This is a genomic window from Candidatus Pseudomonas adelgestsugas, assembly GCF_004124255.1.
GTDB lineage: Bacteria > Pseudomonadota > Gammaproteobacteria > Pseudomonadales > Pseudomonadaceae > Aquipseudomonas > Aquipseudomonas adelgestsugas.
Window position 1 is genome coordinate 868,402 of record NZ_CP026512.1, and the last position, 17,576, is coordinate 885,977.

A 17,576-nucleotide genomic window follows, 5' to 3' on the forward strand; every position below is an offset into this window, starting at 1 on the left:
CCTTATTTATTGTCTTTATGGACCGTATTAAATAAAAATTTACTGATTAAATCCTCAAGCACCAATGCAGACTGTGTGTTATGAATTATCGAACCATCCTTGAGTAAGGATGGTTCGCCACCAACGCTGATATCTATATACTTCTCGCCTAAAAGGCCGGCAGTTAAGATAGATGCAGTGGAGTCAGTTGGCAAATTATCTACTTTGTTGTCGATGTGCATAGTTACTCGGCCTGTAAAGCTGTCGTGATCCAGATCGATTGCCGTAACCTTGCCTATAGTTACGCCGGCCATAGTCACTTTAGCTCTGACCGTTAAACCGGCAATATTATTAAAATACACATAAAGTTTATAAGCATCTGCAGTATGGCTAGTCATAGGGCCGCTGACTCGCAGAGCAAGCAGTAGCAAAGACAGGATACCAGCTAGTAAAAAAAGGCCTACACTGATTTCTACAGTGCAATTCTTCATCAAAAACCTCCAAACATCAAAGCAGTCAAAATAAAGTCAAGTCCTAGGACAGCTAGCGAGGCGTACACGACAGTTTTAGTAGTGGCGTGACTAATCTTTTCTGAAGTTGGTTCACAGTTATATCCTTGAAATACGGCAATCCAAGTCACTACAAAGGCAAAAACAATGCTATTAATAATGCCATTACACACGTCACCACTGAAGGTTACACTGTTTTGCATGTTACCCCAGTAGGAGCCGTCATAGACGCCTAACCAATCAATCGCTACCCATGCGCCACCCCAGATGCCCATGACGCTAAAAATCATTGTCAGTAGTGGAAGGGAGATGAGGCCAGCTAATAGACGTGGAGCAATAATATATTTGAGCGGGTCTACGCCGAGCATTTCTAGGCTAGACAGTTGCTCGGTAGATTTCATGTTACCTATTTCGGCAGTTAAGGCGGAACCTGCACGCCCTGCAAATAGCAAAGCAGTCACTACTGGACCAAGTTCACGCAGCAGCGTTAAGGCGACCATTTGTCCTACTGCACGCTCGGAACCATAACTGGAAAGGATATTGAACCCCTGTAATGCTAACACCATACCAATAAATATTCCGGAAACTATGATGATGACCATAGACATTACGCCTACTGAATGTAGCTGTTTGATTAGCATGCTAAAATTACTACACGTATTGTTACGTCCAAATAACGTATAAAACAGGAAAATTATTGAACGCCCCAATACTTTTACCAAGTCGAGACCGGAGCGACCGAAAAGGCGAACCTGTTCAAGTATGGATGTCTTTCTCATCAGCGCTTCCCCAGAAGATCTGAGCAGTAGTCCGCTGCTGGAAAATGAAAAGGTACTGGGCCATCTGGATCGCCGGTCATGAATTGACGAATATGTGGGTTGTCAGCGTTCATTAGTTCTTCAGGTGTACCATGCCCAAGCACTAAGCCATTGCCGACTACATAAAGATAGTCGGCAATGCTCGCAGTTTCGGCTAAGTCGTGAGATACTATAATACTAGTAATTCCCAATGTATCGCTAAGCAGGCGGATCAGGCGAACCAGCACCCCCATTGCGATTGGGTCCTGACCTACAAACGGCTCATCATACATAAGAATTTGCGGATCTAGGGCAATGGCCCGCGCCAAGGCGACGCGACGCTTCATGCCACCAGACAACTCTTCAGGCATTAGGTCAATAGTGCCACGAAGGCCTACAGCATGTAGTTTGAGTAGCACAATGTCACGAATCATTTCATCAGAAAGTCGGGTATGCACCCGTAGCGGAAATGCCACGTTTTCAAAAACGTCAAGATCAGTGAATAGGGCGCCGCTCTGGAATAGCACGCCAATATGCTTACGTGCATTGAATAGATCGCTTCGCGATAGTGTCAGTAAGTTCTGGCCGTTAACCCATACTTCACCAGCGCTAGGACACAACTGCATGCTCATCAGGCACAACAGAGTTGTCTTACCGCAACCAGAAGGCCCCATAATGCCAGTGACTTTACCACGAGGAATACGAATCTCGACATTATTAAAGATGCTGCGTGAACTACGCTTAAAGGTAAGGCCTTTTAGCTCAACTGCGTAGGCGTTATTAACACTCATCTAATCTCCTTAGGGGGTATTAGTCTGTCACTCAGGCATTTTATTTACAGCTAACATTTGTAGTAGGTATGCAAATGTTAGCAACATAGTGCAAGAGCGCTAAACTGGTGACGAATTATATCACTGCTGATACAAAGCCCCAAAGGCCTAATAAGCGCTTGTTCAGATTCTGAACAGAGTAAAAATCGTCAACTGGTATTAATCTTAAATATCTTCATAGTAAAGCCTTACGAACTAGCGTAATGAAATTTATCATTTTAGTTATAATCGCTGCATTTTCATCGGGTTATTAATTTTTAACATGAGCCAATCTAGCAACCTTATTCGATCTGCACAACGTACCATCCGTCTTGAATTGAAAGCTGTAGAAGGTTTGCTAGTTCATATTGACGCAGATTTCGTACGTGCTTGTGAGATGATTCTAGCTAGCAAAGGGCGCGTTGTCGTGGTTGGTATGGGTAAATCTAGCCATGTTGGCAACAAGATTGCCGCTACCTTAGCAAGCACCGGGACAATGGCTTTTTTTGTGCACCCAGCTGAAGCTAGCCACGGCGATATGGGTATGATTGCTAAGGATGATATAATCCTGGCCATATCAAACTCTGGTATGACCAGTGAAATTGTAACCTTATTACCTCTGATCAAGCGATTAGGCATCAAGTTGATAAGCCTTAGCGGAAACCAGGAATCCATGTTGACTAAGGCTGCTGAAGTGAATTTGAATGTGCGTGTAGCTTACGAAGCATGTCCGCTGAACCTAGCTCCTACTTCCTCCACTACTACCGCCTTAGTCATGGGTGATGCTCTAGCCGTAGCACTATTAGAAGCTCGTGGCTTTACCGCGCAAGATTTTGCATTCTTGCACCCTGGTGGCACGTTAGGTCGTAGTCTACTGCTTAAAGTGGAAAATGTTATGCATTCTGGCAATGAATTACCTCACGTTAGGCTCGGTACTTTATTGAGGGACGCGTTGATAGAAATGACCTGTAAGAGTCTGGGCATGACGGTGATCATTGATGCTAATGGGCGTTTAGCCGGGGTATTTACTGATGGCGATTTGCGCCGGTCCCTAGACCGCCATATTGACATTCACACAGCAATCGTTGATGCGGTTATGACGCCACATGGTAAGACCGCTCATGCTGAGATGCTTGTAACAGAAGCGCTGAAGATCATGGAAGAATATAAGATTAGCGCACTAGTAGTGGTTAATAGTGACAACTGTCCAATTGGCGTCCTGAATATGCACGATTTATTACGTGCTGGAGTGCTGTAAATAACCAATAATTTGTTGCGACGCAATCAAAACATTAGGCTGGCGATTTTTTGACGTTAATCGCATGTTAAACTGGTAGTTGTATGTACTTGTTCGAGGATGGCAGCAAATTCAAGATTTTCAATACCATCAGCGTCCATCACATTCCAATGTTGATGGACGCTGATATGCAACTACTATGGTTAGCAACCAAAAGACATCAGTTGTCGAGTGCTTGTACGCAACCATGAGTGGTTTGCTATGCCTATACTATCATATATAGCTGCTAGAGTAAAGTTCTGGATAAGCTATCATAGCTAATTAATTGAAGCTATAGGCAGATCCTGCTCTCTTAAGGTAAGGATTTGTGTGGCTTACCGGTCATGCACCTGGTGGGCCTAAGACATATGACTGTCGTAAATGTTACAGCGTTTATTTGTGAAAATGCTGAGTGGGTACCACTTATTGCGCATGGCATTTAATAATGCTGCCTTTGCGATGGCTTTATGAATTAATTTTGCCTGCCTGAGGCAGTCTTGAAGCGGCTTAAGCCGCCTACTCATAGAGTGTTTTATGCTAAGTAAAAAGATTCTCAACTTCCTGTTACCTGGGATCAGTATAGCGCTTTTTGTAGTGGTGAGATACTTGAATATCAGTCCAGAGCTCTTTTTCGATAACCATGTTGCGCATATTGATGAAAACGTTATCGACTATTATGTAACTCATGCTTACAGCATGCAGTTTTTGCCGGATGGCAAGGTTCAGTACGAGATGACCTCGGATAAGGTCGAGCATTTAAAAGACTCTAAGATTTCTTTGCTGACTAACCCGGACATGAAGCTTTACCGCGGCACTGAATTTCCGTGGCATGTTACTAGTCAGCATGGCGAAATTAAACCTGATGGTACCCAGGTAGAATTGATCGAGTTAGTGCGAGTTGCACGTACCGACCAAAAGAACCATAACATTATTATTACTAGCAGTAGTATGACTGTTTTCCTGCAACAGCAATATGCGCAGACTGAGCAAGACGTTAGAATTGATTTTGGTGGCAGTGTATTGATTGGTAAAGGAATGAAAGCTTATTTAAAAAATAGTAGTCTAGATTTGCTATCTAACGTTCAAGGAAAGTATGAAGTTCGTTAATATACTCCATATTTTACTCGGTCTTTGCGCAGCACTAGAAAGTGTAATTATCTGTGCTCTACCGAGCGACAGCCAACAATCGATCTACATTCAAGCTGATAATGCGCAGTTGGATAACAAACAAGGCGTTGCAACATACACTGGCGCTGTAATTATTACTCAAGGTTCGATGAAAATTACTGGCAATACCGTAACGTTCACGCGTACGATGGCTGGCGAAATCGACGTCGTGACTGCGGTAGGCAATCTTGCTTACTTCGAGCAGCAGCAATCAGCGTCAGATCAGACTCCAATGAAAGGCTACGGTAGGATTATTCAGTATCTTGCCCAGCAAAACCGCATTATCTTGATCGATCAGGCCAGGGTTGTTAGCAGTGATGGCAACACGACTGACAGTGAAAAAATCACTTACGACACCGTAAAACAAATCGCTCAGGCCGGACGTGCTACTGGTATCAAGATCAGTACACCAAGGCCGCAAATCGATATGGTTATCCAGTCAAAGCAGAAAGATGGCGTCTCCCTGCATGCGCTCAAACCAGATACGAATAAGGTGGATTAATGGCAACCCTGAAGAGCCAGCATTTGGCTAAATCTTATAAAAGTCGCGATGTTTTACGCGATGTTAGTTTATCTATTAGCAGCGGTCAGATTGTTGGCTTGCTCGGCCCTAATGGCGCTGGTAAGACCACTTGCTTTTATATTATTGTTGGCCTAGTCAAAGCAGATTATGGTCGTATATTGATCGACGACTTAGACGTTAGCGATCAACCAATGCACGGTCGTGCACGGGCCGGTATTGGCTATCTTCCCCAGGAGGCGTCGATATTCCGTAAATTATCAGTATCCGATAACATTATGGCTATCCTGGAGACCCGCAAGGAGCTTAATCGTGACGGTCGTCGCAAAGAGCTAGAAAGTCTATTACAAGAATTTCATATTAACTATATTCGCTCTAATCTTGGCATGAGTCTGTCTGGTGGTGAGCGTCGCCGTGTAGAAATTGCTCGTAGTCTAGCTAACGCGCCAAAGTTCATCCTGCTAGATGAACCATTCGCTGGTGTTGACCCAATATCGGTCTATGATATTAAGCAAATTATTCATCACCTTGCGGCCAGGGGCATAGGTGTATTGATCACTGATCACAATGTGCGTGAAACTCTTGATATCTGTGAAACTGCCTATATAATCAATGACGGAAAGCTGATTGCAGAGGGTAATTCCGCCACTATTTTATCTAATGAACTGGTTAAGGCAGTGTATCTAGGTAACGAGTTCCACCTATGAACAAGGTAATATCAAGGGATGCCCAATGGCGTCAGCAGCTCAATAAGAGCTTCAGTATTTTGCTGTTATTGCGTTCTAGGTATAAGTTTTAATATTAAAGATATTAAGCATATAATTTATTTTAAACGTAAGATTTATGGATCGCCTTAGTTTGCTGGCAAACTAAGGCGATTATCACATGTGATAAAGTCATTGTCAGCATTGAGCATTGTGCAGCGGTTTACGATAATGCAAGCTGCCACAGCAGTCTAACCTCTTGATTTAATTGTTGACTCTGAACCTGCAACAGGAGATTTAGGAGTTTAATTTGATGTCAGAACAATAGAAAGAAGACGCCTATTTTGATAATATAGACCTACTGACGAATAACAATTAAACAAACAATCAACTATAAAGTTTAGAAAACCCTCCCATTATTATAAGCTACCAGCATGGAAGATAACCTTAATGGTGGCGAATACAGTGAAAACATTCTAAAAGAACTTCACGGTGATACCGTTTAAGAAGACGGTTATAAAACTAGCGTCAGCAACATACTAAGTAATGATGGCTAAGAGAGGCATTTTACTGCTCGCACATCCTTGACGAGTACCTTTATCCAGCAACTGCTTTAGTTGCTTACCAAGACTCTGTGGTTCGCCAAAGTAAGTTACCTATCACTGAACTATGACGACCTTGCCAGTCGAACTTGGCTACAGCTAATTAATAAGCTTCATGAAGCGCAGAAAGATGACCTGTCAAAGAATTCTTTCTCCTAATGTAGAGTTCTAAAACCATAGAAATAAATTGCAAATTTAATCTGACTGAGCCGAATATGTTATGCCTAGTGTGATTGTCGCAAGGTAAAAAACTCTAGCTATGTATAAAATTATAAATCTATGTCACGCCTACTAGTTAGCCTAGCAGGCGTGAGCCATGTATTGTATGAAACACACACCTTCATCAATAGGTTGTCAGGTCGTAATGAAACTTTCATAAAGTAGTTACCTGCCTAAATATATGCAGAAACTTATAAATACCTACCCATAATACAAGGTGTTTATTATTTGCAATACTTGGTCTCCAGCTACTTATAGCAACTATAAAAGCGGCAAAATGCTAGTATACAGCGATATTAGCAATCATCAAAAAGCTAGTTAGTGCAGAAAATCAGAAAAAGCTGTTGAGTGATAGTAAGATCACTGGTGTACTAGAGGTGCAAGGTATTTAAAGCAGCACAGCGAACTTCCGCCAAGTTCTGGGAACCATCAGGATCTCGCTTTTCAGAAATTGAAAGCGTTTTATGTGACGTGCTAGTCATAAAACTTTCAAGGCAAATAATTTTATTTAAAGCTTTGTTTACTCTGGTCACGCAATAGAAATTATATATCAGCCTACATTAAGCAGGCAACATCTAGAAGTTACCTATTTATTGCACAAATATGTCTAGCAAACACTTCAAAATTACCTAAAGGTCATTTTGATATAATTACTAATGTGCACGTCTACTATGAATGCTTGATAAGCTTTAACGAAAAATTAAAAAACTTTTAAGATTTCCGTTAACAAAGTAGTCGCAAGTACTGAGCATAAAGATATGTATGCATCAGTTGATGCCTTGACTAGCAATCTTGATCGTCACTTAAAAAAACACAAGGAAAGCAGCAAAGCCTTCTTTCAAGGCATCGGCCGCTAATACTCGCCACCTATGATTCGACTTGAAACTATTCTGCCACTCAGTCGCTCTCTTATGAATGTGCCTGGTAGCAGTAAAAAGAAAGCTATTGAAGAAATTGCTAAACTGATCAGCCGTGAAGTACCTGATCTAGCTGAGCAAATTGTGTATGAGTCGCTGATCGCACGCGAAAAACTAGGTTCTACTGGTTTTGGTAATGGTATCGCTATCCCTCACTGTCGCCTGCAGGGTTGTGAGTGGCCAGTCAGCGCGCTGCTGCACATGGATAAACCTATCGATTTTGACGCAATTGATTGCATCCCAGTTGATTTACTATTCGTTTTGTTAGTTCCACAAGCCTACATCGATGTACATTTAGAACTGTTGAAGCAGATTGCTAGCATGCTTGACCGTAAGGAAGTACGTGACAAACTACGTAGTGCCAGCAGTAATGAGGCGCTTTATCAGGTTGTCCTAGACGAACAAAACGGGCAGTAGTCCATGCGCTTGATCATTGTTAGCGGCCGCTCTGGCTCGGGTAAAAGCACTGCCCTCAACGTGCTTGAGGATAACGGTTTTTATTGTATCGACAACCTACCTGCTGGTTTGTTACCAGAGTTAGTGGAACGCGCCATGATCAATACTGAACTAACACAATTATTGATTGCCGTATCGATTGACGCCCGCAACCTGCCAGGCCACCTTGAGCGATTTCCACAGCTACTAGAAGAAGTACGGGCTAAGCATATTCATTGTGATGTGTTGTACTTGGATGCTGATGAAGAGACGCTGCTCAAGCGTTTTTCTGAAACTCGTCGTCGCCATCCTCTTGGCAGCCCGCATCGCTCTTTAGCTGAAGCGATCGAGGATGAGACTGTACTGCTAGGGCCAATTATTGATCTCGCTGGCCTTAAGATCAACACTACTAACCTAAACCTCTACCAACTGTACAACGCTATGAAGTTGCACCTACTGCATCAGCCTGAGCCAAGTACAGAATTTTTGATTGAATCATTTGGTTTTAAACGTGGCATTCCAGTGGATGCCAACTTAGTCTTTGATGTGCGTTGTTTACCAAATCCTTACTGGAAGCCAGAGTTACGCGATCAGTCTGGCCTGGATCAGCCAGTAGCCAAGTACTTAGCGGAACAACTGGATGTTGAGGAAATGTTTCAGGACATCTCTAAGTATCTGCTAAAATGGTTACCGCGCTTTACCACAAGCAACAGGGCTTATGTCACAATTGCTATTGGCTGCACTGGTGGTTATCATCGCTCCGTATACCTGGCTGAACGCCTTGGTCATGTGCTGCAACAGTCACTAAAGAACGTGCAAGTTCGCCATCGAGATCTTAGTTGAAAGGAATACTAATGTGATTGCCTACATTAAAAATTGACATTCTAAACAAACTTAGCCTGCACGCTCGCGCTTTAGCTCAATTTGTCGTAGTTGCAAAGGCGGTTCCATTGCCAGATCAGTGCTTGGTGCACCCAGGAATTCATGGTTGATAGTAAAAGCATCATAGCTACGATTTTATAGTAGCTGTCGGAAAGTGCACCAATATTCACTTGAAGACAGAAGACTAGTAAGATCAGGTAGCGATAGATGCGCTAGTTAGATTGATTAATAACTACTTTGACGATGGTGAGTCAACTGTCTTTTAGAGATTTAGATAAGGTTAAAAAATAGCATTTTCTATATGTAATTATAATTGTTTTGATTACATTGCGCATGATTCAATAATTTTAAACCAGCAAGATTTTATGACTATCATAAACTAATTAATAGATTAGTTTATGATAGCTACCACCAGTTAACATCTTACCTTGCCAACTGCTAATGTAGTCCAGTAAGGCAATAAAGCCAGACTATGAGTGCAGCAGTTTTTTGCCGGCATAAGAGCTGGCCAACACCAACTACTGCCAGGTTTATGGGCAATGGTATCAAACATGCATAGTTTTTATTTCTAGTGAATTTGCCCTGCTGAGACCTTTCAGTTGCTGGCTGTTGCGTTCTATACGAAAATTGCTTACAGGAAATTTTGCAATAAGTCAGAAATAGCAATGCTAAGTATTAATTCGCAGGTTTTTTAATTGCCGGATAAGAATATTTCAATGCCTGCTGAAGATTGTAAGGCGGAATCAAATTTCGACAATTGTTTGCTTGTGATTAATAATACAGTATATCAAGCATGTACTTTTAGGTAATATTGAATTTAGTGATGTTTATTTGGTTCTAGTTGACATTAGAGTTGACGAATTATTTATCGTCAACTTTCTAGGTACGGATTATTGTGCATAATAAAACTCATTATTTGTTCTCTCTCATTTAAGAAATAGAGCCTTGTAATTTGAAGGTTATCCCACACTACATCAACTACCGGCAACTGTCATTTGTTCAATTAGCACTGAACCTGTTCGAATGTTACTACGCAGCTCCAGATCATTACCCACTGCAATGATTTGTTTGAACATATCGTGCATATTGCCGGCAATCGTTACTTCTTGAACGGCAAATTGAATCTCGCCATTTTCTACCCAGAAACCTACAGCGCCGCGTGAATAATCACCAGTAGCCATATTTAAACCACTGCCCATTAACTCGGTTACTAGTAGACCACTGCCCATGCGACGTAACAACGCCATTTGGTCTTCGTCACTATGGGTAACAAAGAGATTATGAACGCCACCAGCATTAGCTGTGCTTGGTAGGCCAAGCTTACGACCAGCATAAGTATCCAATACATAGGATACTAGCTTGCCTTTCTCGACAAACGGTTTAGCATAAGTAGCTAGTCCATCACCGTCAAACGCAGAGCTACCCATGGTACGCATTAGACAAGGACGTTCATCAATAGTTAACCATTCGGGAAATAGTATTTTGTCGATTGTGCCTTCAAGGAACGAAGACTTACGATACAGATTACTACCAGAGATAGCTTCAAGAAAACTACTGAACAACCCACCGGCTATTTCTGCTGAAAATAGCACAGGTACTTTACACGTGGGTACTGCATGGGCACCTAAACGATTCACTGCACGTTGTGCCGCCCGCCGGCCAATGCTGACAGGATCAGCCAATAACTCACCCTGTAGATTCATATCATACCAATAATCGCGCTGCATCTGACCATTGGCTTCAGCGATCATGACACAACTCATATGATAACAAGTGGAAGCATAACCTCCAATAAATCCATGGCTGTTGCCATATACACGGCAGCCTTGATGCGTACTTAAAATAGTGCCATCAGAGTTTTTAATGCGGGCATCGGCATCAAATGCAGCTGCTTCACAGATAAGCGCTTTTTCGATAGCCTGCTCTGGTGTGATATTCCAGGCATGGAAAAGATTAAAATCCTGTAATTCTTTAGCCATCAAATTTTGATTGGCCAAGCCAGAACTTTCATCTTCGGATGTATGCTTAGCAATTGCTAGCGCAGCAGCGACAGTCTCACTCATTGCTTTTAGTCCGCCAGTAGAGGTACTAGCTGAGCCTTTACGCTGACCTATATACAAGCTAATGCTAAAACCCTGATTTCGGTTAAATTCGACGGTTTCGACTGCCTGCTGGCGTACCGATGTAGACAGCCCCTGTTCTAGCGACACTGCCACTTCGCAGGCGCTAGCTCCTTGGCGTTTAGCCTCGGCAAGAATATATTCGACTTTTTCTTGTAGCGCTGGTAATGCTTGAGGACCAACGCTTTGGTCTGCACTCATAATTTTCTCTACTCAAATTCTTTGTTGCATTTTCAAGCTATTAAAGCAATCAGACCTGATAAACTGGTTTAGATGAGTTATCATAGAAGCTATTTTGCGGACTGCCATCATAGTCAAATCTTTACGACTAGTTTTTGAATGCCTAAATACTAAAGAACTACTTAATTGTAAAATTGCTAATGCTCGATGACATGTGTCAAGTATTAGCGGGCGTACCTTTATACATTCTATGCAAATATCTATCATCAATAGCAAACCAATATTTATTAGCAAATTAAAGCATGATTAAGGAATCATGATACGGTTCTAGCATTGTTTAATTAACTGGATATTGCTATTTGTCAACAGTTACGTAAGTACGAATAGTATTTAACTAACGTAGATCATACTCCACGAGTGGTAGATAGTCACTGCTATTGGAAGTTTTAGATTTTACTAAACCGTGCCACCTACAGTAATGGTGTCAATCTTCACAGTTGGCTGACCGACACCGACTGGCAGTAACTGCCCATCTTTACTGCACGTGCCTACACCACTGTCTAATGATAAGTCATTACCAACCATCAACACTTTACTCATGACTTCAGGACCATTACCAATCAGCATCGCTCCTTTAATTGGTGCGGTAACTTTACCGTCTTCGAGTAGGTAGGCCTCGCTGGTAGAAAATACAAACTTGCCACTAGTGATATCTACTTGGCCACCGCCAAGATTAGCGCAGTAAATACCGCGTTTAACTGAAGCGATAATTTCTGCCGGATCGCTTTCGCCACTGAGCATGTAGGTGTTAGTCATACGCGGCATAGGCAAGTGCGCATAAGACTCGCGCCGGCCATTACCGGTAAGCGCTACGCCCATCAGGCGGGCATTCAGTTTATCTTGCATATAGCCCTTCAGTACACCATTTTCGATTAACGTAGTGCGTTCAGTTGGCGTACCTTCATCATCGATACTCAATGAACCACGACAGCAAGCTATTGTACCATCATCGACAATTGTGCACAGCTTAGATACGACTGTTTCACCAATACGTCCGCTATATGCAGAACTGCCTTTGCGGTTAAAATCACCTTCTAAGCCATGGCCTACGGCTTCGTGTAGTAATACACCAGGCCAGCCAGAACCTAGCACCACTGGTAAGGTACCAGCCGGTGCTGGAATAGCTTCAAGATTAATCAATGCCTGACGCAATGCTTCCCGGGCATAACTCATAGCCCGATCCTCGGTTAGGAAGTAACGGTAGTCAGTACGTCCTCCACCGCCATGTCTACCGTGCTCGCGGCGACCTTGCTGTTCAACTATTACACTGATATTGAAACGCACTAACGGCCGTATATCTGCTGTTAGTCCGCCATCAAGAGATGCTACTAGAATATGCTCCCATAAACCAGTCATACTCACGATGACTTGTTTGATCCGTGGATCAAGAGCTCGAGTAGCTGCATCTATACGCTTGAGCAAGTTTACTTTTCCAGTATAGCTGATCACTTCTAAAGGGTTATTATATGCATATAACTGAGTAATACCATGATTGCTAAATACCTGCACCGTACCGTTTTGGCCAGCACGTGAAATTGAGCGCGCAGTACGAATAGCAAGGCCAAGAGCTTCGATGGTGATTGCGTTGCTATACGCAAAACCAGTTTTTTCACCTGATTGCGCGCGTACACCTACGCCCTGGTCGAGGTTGAAGCTGCCTTCTTTCACAATGCCGTCTTCGAGGATCCACGATTCTGAAATTTGGCCTTGGAAATACAAGTCAGCAGCATCGATGTCAGGCCCAGAAAGATCTCCAAGCACAGTTTGTAGGTTTTCGATAGTCACTCCACCTGGTTCCAGAAGATGTTCGCTGACTAAGGGCAACAACTCTCTCATAGGTTTAACCTTAAATTAATTATTCCGCAGTAGTCTGTTAAGTGTATTAACAAGATATGTTGATCATTGGCTGCCAGGTATGCGTGCATGTGCAGACGTCTTTTCACTGCTATCGTTTTTAGATAGCAAGACTGCTTAGCCTTGATTCTGTCGTATTAACAAGCAGACTCCATGGATCACAAAATTACCACTTTAAGAAAATAGTTGCTAGTTGTATGAAATGTATACTGTCTTGAGTGAAATATCATTTATGTAGCAAGGCCTGTGATACAATATCAATTTAGCCTCACTGAGTGTAGCTCAGCACAATTTTAATGAATAATATTGTAACACATCGTTAGATCTAAGCGACCTGCTTAGTATTTGCTGCATGGATATAAAATAAGTGTAGCTTATTATAGCTGATAATAAGCTGTCATAATCAGCAACTGGACTAGTAGTTTAGTCGTTGATAGACTTGATGTTAGGATAATCTCTATGCGGCGAAAGTACAGTTGCCAGTAACTATTTATAATGTACGGTTGTGCATAGTTTGCTGTATAGAGAATTTATCCTCTACTCTAAACCTGTAGCTTAATCTATATTGTAGTTAGGAGCTGTTAGCTAACTATAGCAGATTGAGCAACGATTGAATAACTACAAAAGACTTAAGTTAACACTCATGAAATAAGCATTCAGATACTTGTAACTCTAAATACTTTCTACCTAGTGATTTAAAATGGCTTGTCAAAAGTTATTTTTGGATTCTTCCATGATCCATGAACCTTGTATTGCACGCTCACAAAGCGTGCAATACGATCACCAGCTAACTGATCGATTAGGAATAATGCGCCGCTAATGGCTGGAGCACCAACAATCAGCGCTGCAATTGGTAGGTTGTTAGTTACTGGCAACATAACTAACAGCTTTGCGTCGACACGGTCAGCTACTAGATCGAGAGCGCTATTAAGTTCCAGGTTAGCTGATGGTCCCGTAATAGTAATAGGCTCACGGGTTACAAGTACGCCATTGCTAGCAGATAGTGAGCCTTTAACCAGATCATAGCTTAGGCCTTTTCCTAGTAAGTCTGAAAAATCTAGGCGTAATCGTCGGCCGATAGAGTTTAAGTTAAGCAAGCCAAATACCCGCAGAGCTTTAGCGCCGCCTTCCACTTCAACAAACTGACCTTTGCTAAGCAACGCATCTAGACTACCGGAAAAGCGTTTAAGGCTAACCCATACTGGCGAACCAGGCCAGCGACCTATTACATCTAAATAGAAGTCTGCGCTGGTTATGATTGGTGTAAAGCCCCATCCTTTGAGTACGTCAGCAATGTTTTGACCATTTAAGCGTCCATTATACCAGCTACTATTGGTACCCGGCGCCCCTTCCCAGCCACCAGTGCCTTTGAGCTGTAGACCCTTAAGGCCTAAGTTTATATTATTGAAAACTACGCCTTTAGCGGTTGGTTTAACCTTGAACGACCAAGTACCTACTAGTGTCTGCCCTTGGAACAGTTGATTGATAGAGATATCCAGCGCAAAGATGCTCTTGGGGTCAATATCTACTAATGGATCTGGCGCGTTTTCATCAAACTGTATCGTCTGGTTCGCTATCGGCAGTTTCACGTATTGCATGTTTACCGCAACCGGTACGTCTTTAGCGTCCGGTATGGTAACCGTGCCCTTGGCCTGCTGGCTATCTAACTGTAAACTCCAAGAATCTGTTTTGCGATTCAGTTGTAAGTTGACCTGATCGAGGTTGGAGCCAAAGCCAGTTAGCTTGGCTATCATTAAGTCAGCGCTACTGAACAATTGCTTAAAGCTATCACCTGAGTCGTTGCAAGCGTAATGGCTGAGTAGTTTTTTCCATGGGTCAATGTTTAGCTCCGACAGTATACCGCGAACACGCAAGCCTTTAGTTACTGGTAGTACAACATTGCCATCACCGATAAACAGCTCCCCACGCCCATCATTGAATTTATCCTGTGGTGAAGCAAACGCAAAGCTCGCCAGATTACCATAATCAAACCAGTAACGTCGCTCAAGGCCTTGTAAAGTCATACGGAATACACTGTAGCGACCATGATTAGAGGGCATACCAAAGGGTGCCGGCAAGTCTACCATAACACCTTTCATACTGGAGCTTATTATCAGTTGGCTATCGGCACCATCCAAAGTCATTCGCATTTTATACGAGATATCACCAGATATCGGTAATGGATGTTTGATTTCTAGCCAGTTCGCTAACTGCTTGACTGCAATCCAGCCTTTAGCGATTATGCATGTACTCATATTGTTAGGCTTGCCATCAGGCAGGATCTGCACAGTGATCTGGCGACCAAACGCTTTGGCTGAAATATTTGTACTGTTCAAACCCTTGCTACTGTCGAAACGGAAGTCACCTTTAAGCTGAGTTAAGTTCATGGCTGGCTTGGCTAGTTGCAGTCTAGCCTTGTCAATATGAAAGTTTATTGCTATATTTGGATTAATATCCTTGATCAAGGGAATATCTAGGTCCAGTGTGCCTTGCAGATCACCATCGCCTTTCCAGTCAGCGAAGATCGAGTTAGTGCCTATTGGCGTATCTTGAAGGATTCTCAATCCATCACCAAGGCCGCCCTCAAATTTACCGGTAATTAATAGATGGTTATCTTTACCAGTTTTTACGTAGGGAATACTTACGTGCACATCTTTGATCTTAGTGTTAAGTATTTGGCCTGTATTGGCCAGTATATGTAAACCGCCTTTCTCGATAAACACTTCACCATTAATCTTTCTTGCATATGGCCAACCTGGTTGGAATGCAAGCTCGGCGTTATGTACCCTAAAAAACAGGCTGATATTGCGCACTACAGACAACGGGTCATGGTTCAACGAACCCTTGTACCGAAAGAAAGCTTGATCCACTGCACCTTTAAAATTTGCCATATGCAACCATTCAGTCAATGACTGGCCAAGCATCACCGGTAAATATTTGGAAGTGAAACGCTCATCACTATCTACCATGTTAACCTTTAGATCCATATAGTCTTCCTTGGTATGGTCTAAATGCAGGTTAATTAGGAAGCTTGCAGCAAGCTTACCTTCTTCGCTAAGCATCTTGATATATGGGGCAACCAGTGTAATACCTGCTTTATCTAAGTTCCATGTTAAGCACGCATGAGCCTGAATATACTGCCATGGCTTAGCGAACATTGGATACAGATGCAAGGCAAAGTCTTTGCTGTCTATCTGCAGCTCACCATGACCTAAATCACCGTTAATGCTTCCAGACATATTACGTACAGCTGGTACACCAAAATAGGCATCAAAGCTGATTTGCTCCAGGTTAGCAGCGAAGCTAACTTTATGATCAGTAGTATCTTGTGGGCAGAAGTTCACCAGCACATTGTGTAGCACGCCAGTGGCGTTCAGGTGTTCGATAGTCTTAATAAAGTCATCTGGTAATGGTGCTAAAATTTTTAGTAGGATAGTGATTAGGTTCAGGTCAAGACGATTAGTTTGAAGTGTCCAGACTTCTAGATTTTTATTAGTCGCAAGGCTTTGCTGTAATTGTAAATGTGACTCTAAGCGGATACTACCAATGTTCATCGCCAGCGAATCAAATAGTATATTTAGACCATTGTCACTTCGTTTTAAGTTAACAGTCAGTGCCAGGTTTTCGATATGCACAGGTTGTCGGTCAGCATAACTGCCTTTCACTTGCGAAGAATTGAGATGTACTACAGCACTTTGGACGATGCCATGGCTCCAGTTGAACCAGAACTCGCCACTAGCGTTAAACTGGGTAATCCTCCACTGCTTGGCTAGTCTAGCCGGAATCCACTTAGCCCAGTCGCTTTGGGGTAAGTTCAGGTATGCTTCGATTTCGCTATCTTTCCACCCGCTATCACGAATACGGCCATGTATGCTTAGAGAGAGAGGCTGACCGTCCGGTAGGATCAAACAAGCATCCAATCGTTGACGTGCAGTATCAGCATTAAAGCTGAATCCAACGTGCGTCATAGTCAGTGACTCTTGACTATGTGGCTGTAAAGTCACCTGGCTATCAAGCAAAGATACGTGCTTTACAATATGCATATGTGTAAGTAACCGCTCTAAATCCAGCGATTGGTCGTCTTGCACTGGTAAACCTTGTAGAGACCAGTAGTTGTTATTGCCCTCTTTAACGACCACTTGTAAGCCGCTGACTTCCAGGTTAGCGATACGTATTTCGCGAGCTATCAAGCTAGCCCAAATATCTAGCATGACTTCGCTATGATTTATACGCAAAGCGTTATTGCCTGTGCCAATTACCACATTGTGTGCTAGTAATATAGGCATAAAACCGCGCCATCGTCCTTCCAGGCTACTGATATAAACAGGCATTTTCATTATAGTCTGGGCTTTGACTTCAATTTCAGTACGATACTCAGCTACTAGTAAAACTAATTCACGACCTAGACTAACGTACACTGCCGCTAATACTAGCAGCAAGGCACACAAGTTTAAGCCACAATGAATCCAGGTAACAAAAAAGCGTATTAGACGCTTCATGTCAGGCGATTCTCAAGGCAGGTGAACGATATATTTTGATATGTTGG

At 42.7% G+C, this 17,576-nt stretch carries 15 protein-coding genes; 9 read left to right on the forward strand and 6 right to left on the reverse strand.

Going from position 1 to position 17,576, the window contains the following annotated elements:
• Positions 1–2: 2 nt before the first annotated feature.
• From mlaD to C3B55_RS02340, 3 genes are read right to left on the reverse strand one after another with little or no spacing between them, the layout of a single operon-like run.
• The gene (gene mlaD, locus C3B55_RS02330; protein ID WP_129211122.1) at positions 3–470 is read right to left on the reverse strand and encodes an outer membrane lipid asymmetry maintenance protein MlaD; all 468 of its coding nucleotides are present in this window, start codon (positions 468–470) and stop codon (positions 3–5) included.
• Positions 470–1,267: a lipid asymmetry maintenance ABC transporter permease subunit MlaE gene (mlaE, locus tag C3B55_RS02335; protein WP_129211124.1), complete on the reverse strand. Its 798-nt coding sequence runs from the start codon at positions 1,265–1,267 to the stop codon at positions 470–472. Before mlaE ends, mlaD begins: the two co-directional genes overlap by 1 nt.
• The gene (locus C3B55_RS02340; protein ID WP_129211126.1) at positions 1,267–2,076 is read right to left on the reverse strand and encodes an ATP-binding cassette domain-containing protein; all 810 of its coding nucleotides are present in this window, start codon (positions 2,074–2,076) and stop codon (positions 1,267–1,269) included. Before C3B55_RS02340 ends, mlaE begins: the two co-directional genes overlap by 1 nt.
• A gap of 301 nt (positions 2,077–2,377) precedes the next feature.
• Between C3B55_RS02340 and C3B55_RS02345 the strand changes: the two genes are divergently transcribed.
• The 9 genes from C3B55_RS02345 (at position 2,378) to C3B55_RS04675 (ending at position 8,926) form a co-directional block, all read left to right on the forward strand.
• Positions 2,378–3,352, forward strand: a complete 975-nt coding sequence (locus C3B55_RS02345; RefSeq protein WP_129211128.1) for a KpsF/GutQ family sugar-phosphate isomerase — start codon at positions 2,378–2,380, stop codon at positions 3,350–3,352.
• 552 nt (positions 3,353–3,904) lie between these two features.
• The gene (gene lptC, locus C3B55_RS02350) at positions 3,905–4,477 is read left to right on the forward strand and encodes an LPS export ABC transporter periplasmic protein LptC (protein ID WP_129211130.1); all 573 of its coding nucleotides are present in this window, start codon (positions 3,905–3,907) and stop codon (positions 4,475–4,477) included.
• Positions 4,464–5,039, forward strand: a complete 576-nt coding sequence (gene lptA / locus C3B55_RS02355; RefSeq protein ID WP_129211132.1) for a lipopolysaccharide transport periplasmic protein LptA — start codon at positions 4,464–4,466, stop codon at positions 5,037–5,039. The genes lptC and lptA overlap by 14 nt, the downstream gene beginning before the upstream one ends.
• Positions 5,039–5,764, forward strand: coding sequence for an LPS export ABC transporter ATP-binding protein (lptB, locus tag C3B55_RS02360; protein ID WP_129211134.1), 726 nt, complete (start codon positions 5,039–5,041; stop codon positions 5,762–5,764). The genes lptA and lptB overlap by 1 nt, the downstream gene beginning before the upstream one ends.
• Before the next feature lie 1,111 nt (positions 5,765–6,875).
• On the forward strand, positions 6,876–6,974 hold the full coding sequence (locus tag C3B55_RS02365; RefSeq protein ID WP_129211891.1) for a hypothetical protein: 99 nt from the start codon (positions 6,876–6,878) through the stop codon (positions 6,972–6,974).
• Between the two features lie 324 nt (positions 6,975–7,298).
• Complete coding sequence (locus C3B55_RS02370) at positions 7,299–7,439, forward strand: HPF/RaiA family ribosome-associated protein (protein ID WP_457912698.1); 141 nt, start codon at positions 7,299–7,301, stop codon at positions 7,437–7,439.
• Between the two features lie 12 nt (positions 7,440–7,451).
• Entirely contained in the window at positions 7,452–7,916 is a 465-nt protein-coding gene (gene ptsN / locus C3B55_RS02375; RefSeq protein WP_129211138.1) for a PTS IIA-like nitrogen regulatory protein PtsN, read from the forward strand.
• 3 nt (positions 7,917–7,919) lie between these two features.
• Positions 7,920–8,777, forward strand: a complete 858-nt coding sequence (rapZ, locus tag C3B55_RS02380; protein WP_129211140.1) for an RNase adapter RapZ — start codon at positions 7,920–7,922, stop codon at positions 8,775–8,777.
• Between the two features lie 17 nt (positions 8,778–8,794).
• Positions 8,795–8,926, forward strand: coding sequence for a hypothetical protein (locus C3B55_RS04675; RefSeq protein WP_457912693.1), 132 nt, complete (start codon positions 8,795–8,797; stop codon positions 8,924–8,926).
• A gap of 864 nt (positions 8,927–9,790) precedes the next feature.
• Here C3B55_RS04675 and pmbA read toward each other — a convergent pair.
• From pmbA to C3B55_RS02400, 3 genes are all read right to left on the reverse strand, one after another.
• The gene (pmbA, locus tag C3B55_RS02390; RefSeq protein ID WP_129211142.1) at positions 9,791–11,137 is read right to left on the reverse strand and encodes a metalloprotease PmbA; all 1,347 of its coding nucleotides are present in this window, start codon (positions 11,135–11,137) and stop codon (positions 9,791–9,793) included.
• 435 nt (positions 11,138–11,572) lie between these two features.
• Positions 11,573–13,012: a metalloprotease TldD gene (gene tldD / locus C3B55_RS02395; protein WP_129211144.1), complete on the reverse strand. Its 1,440-nt coding sequence runs from the start codon at positions 13,010–13,012 to the stop codon at positions 11,573–11,575.
• A gap of 713 nt (positions 13,013–13,725) precedes the next feature.
• Positions 13,726–17,529: a YhdP family protein gene (locus C3B55_RS02400; protein WP_129211146.1), complete on the reverse strand. Its 3,804-nt coding sequence runs from the start codon at positions 17,527–17,529 to the stop codon at positions 13,726–13,728.
• Positions 17,530–17,576 lie beyond the last annotated feature (47 nt).

What these genes read in the sequence shown, in the direction of transcription:
- C3B55_RS02345 (WP_129211128.1), top strand. Translation starts at nt 2,378, where the DNA reads ATGAGCCAATCTAGCAACCTTATTCGATCTGCACAACGTACCATCCGT.
- pmbA (WP_129211142.1), bottom strand. Translation starts at nt 11,137, where the DNA reads ATGAGTGCAGACCAAAGCGTTGGTCCTCAAGCATTACCAGCGCTACAA.
- lptC (WP_129211130.1), top strand. Translation starts at nt 3,905, where the DNA reads ATGCTAAGTAAAAAGATTCTCAACTTCCTGTTACCTGGGATCAGTATA.
- lptA (WP_129211132.1), top strand. Translation starts at nt 4,464, where the DNA reads ATGAAGTTCGTTAATATACTCCATATTTTACTCGGTCTTTGCGCAGCA.
- tldD (WP_129211144.1), bottom strand. Translation starts at nt 13,012, where the DNA reads ATGAGAGAGTTGTTGCCCTTAGTCAGCGAACATCTTCTGGAACCAGGT.
- lptB (WP_129211134.1), top strand. Translation starts at nt 5,039, where the DNA reads ATGGCAACCCTGAAGAGCCAGCATTTGGCTAAATCTTATAAAAGTCGC.
- rapZ (WP_129211140.1), top strand. Translation starts at nt 7,920, where the DNA reads ATGCGCTTGATCATTGTTAGCGGCCGCTCTGGCTCGGGTAAAAGCACT.
- mlaE (WP_129211124.1), bottom strand. Translation starts at nt 1,267, where the DNA reads ATGAGAAAGACATCCATACTTGAACAGGTTCGCCTTTTCGGTCGCTCC.
- C3B55_RS02340 (WP_129211126.1), bottom strand. Translation starts at nt 2,076, where the DNA reads ATGAGTGTTAATAACGCCTACGCAGTTGAGCTAAAAGGCCTTACCTTT.
- ptsN (WP_129211138.1), top strand. Translation starts at nt 7,452, where the DNA reads ATGATTCGACTTGAAACTATTCTGCCACTCAGTCGCTCTCTTATGAAT.
- mlaD (WP_129211122.1), bottom strand. Translation starts at nt 470, where the DNA reads ATGAAGAATTGCACTGTAGAAATCAGTGTAGGCCTTTTTTTACTAGCT.
- C3B55_RS02400 (WP_129211146.1), bottom strand. Translation starts at nt 17,529, where the DNA reads ATGAAGCGTCTAATACGCTTTTTTGTTACCTGGATTCATTGTGGCTTA.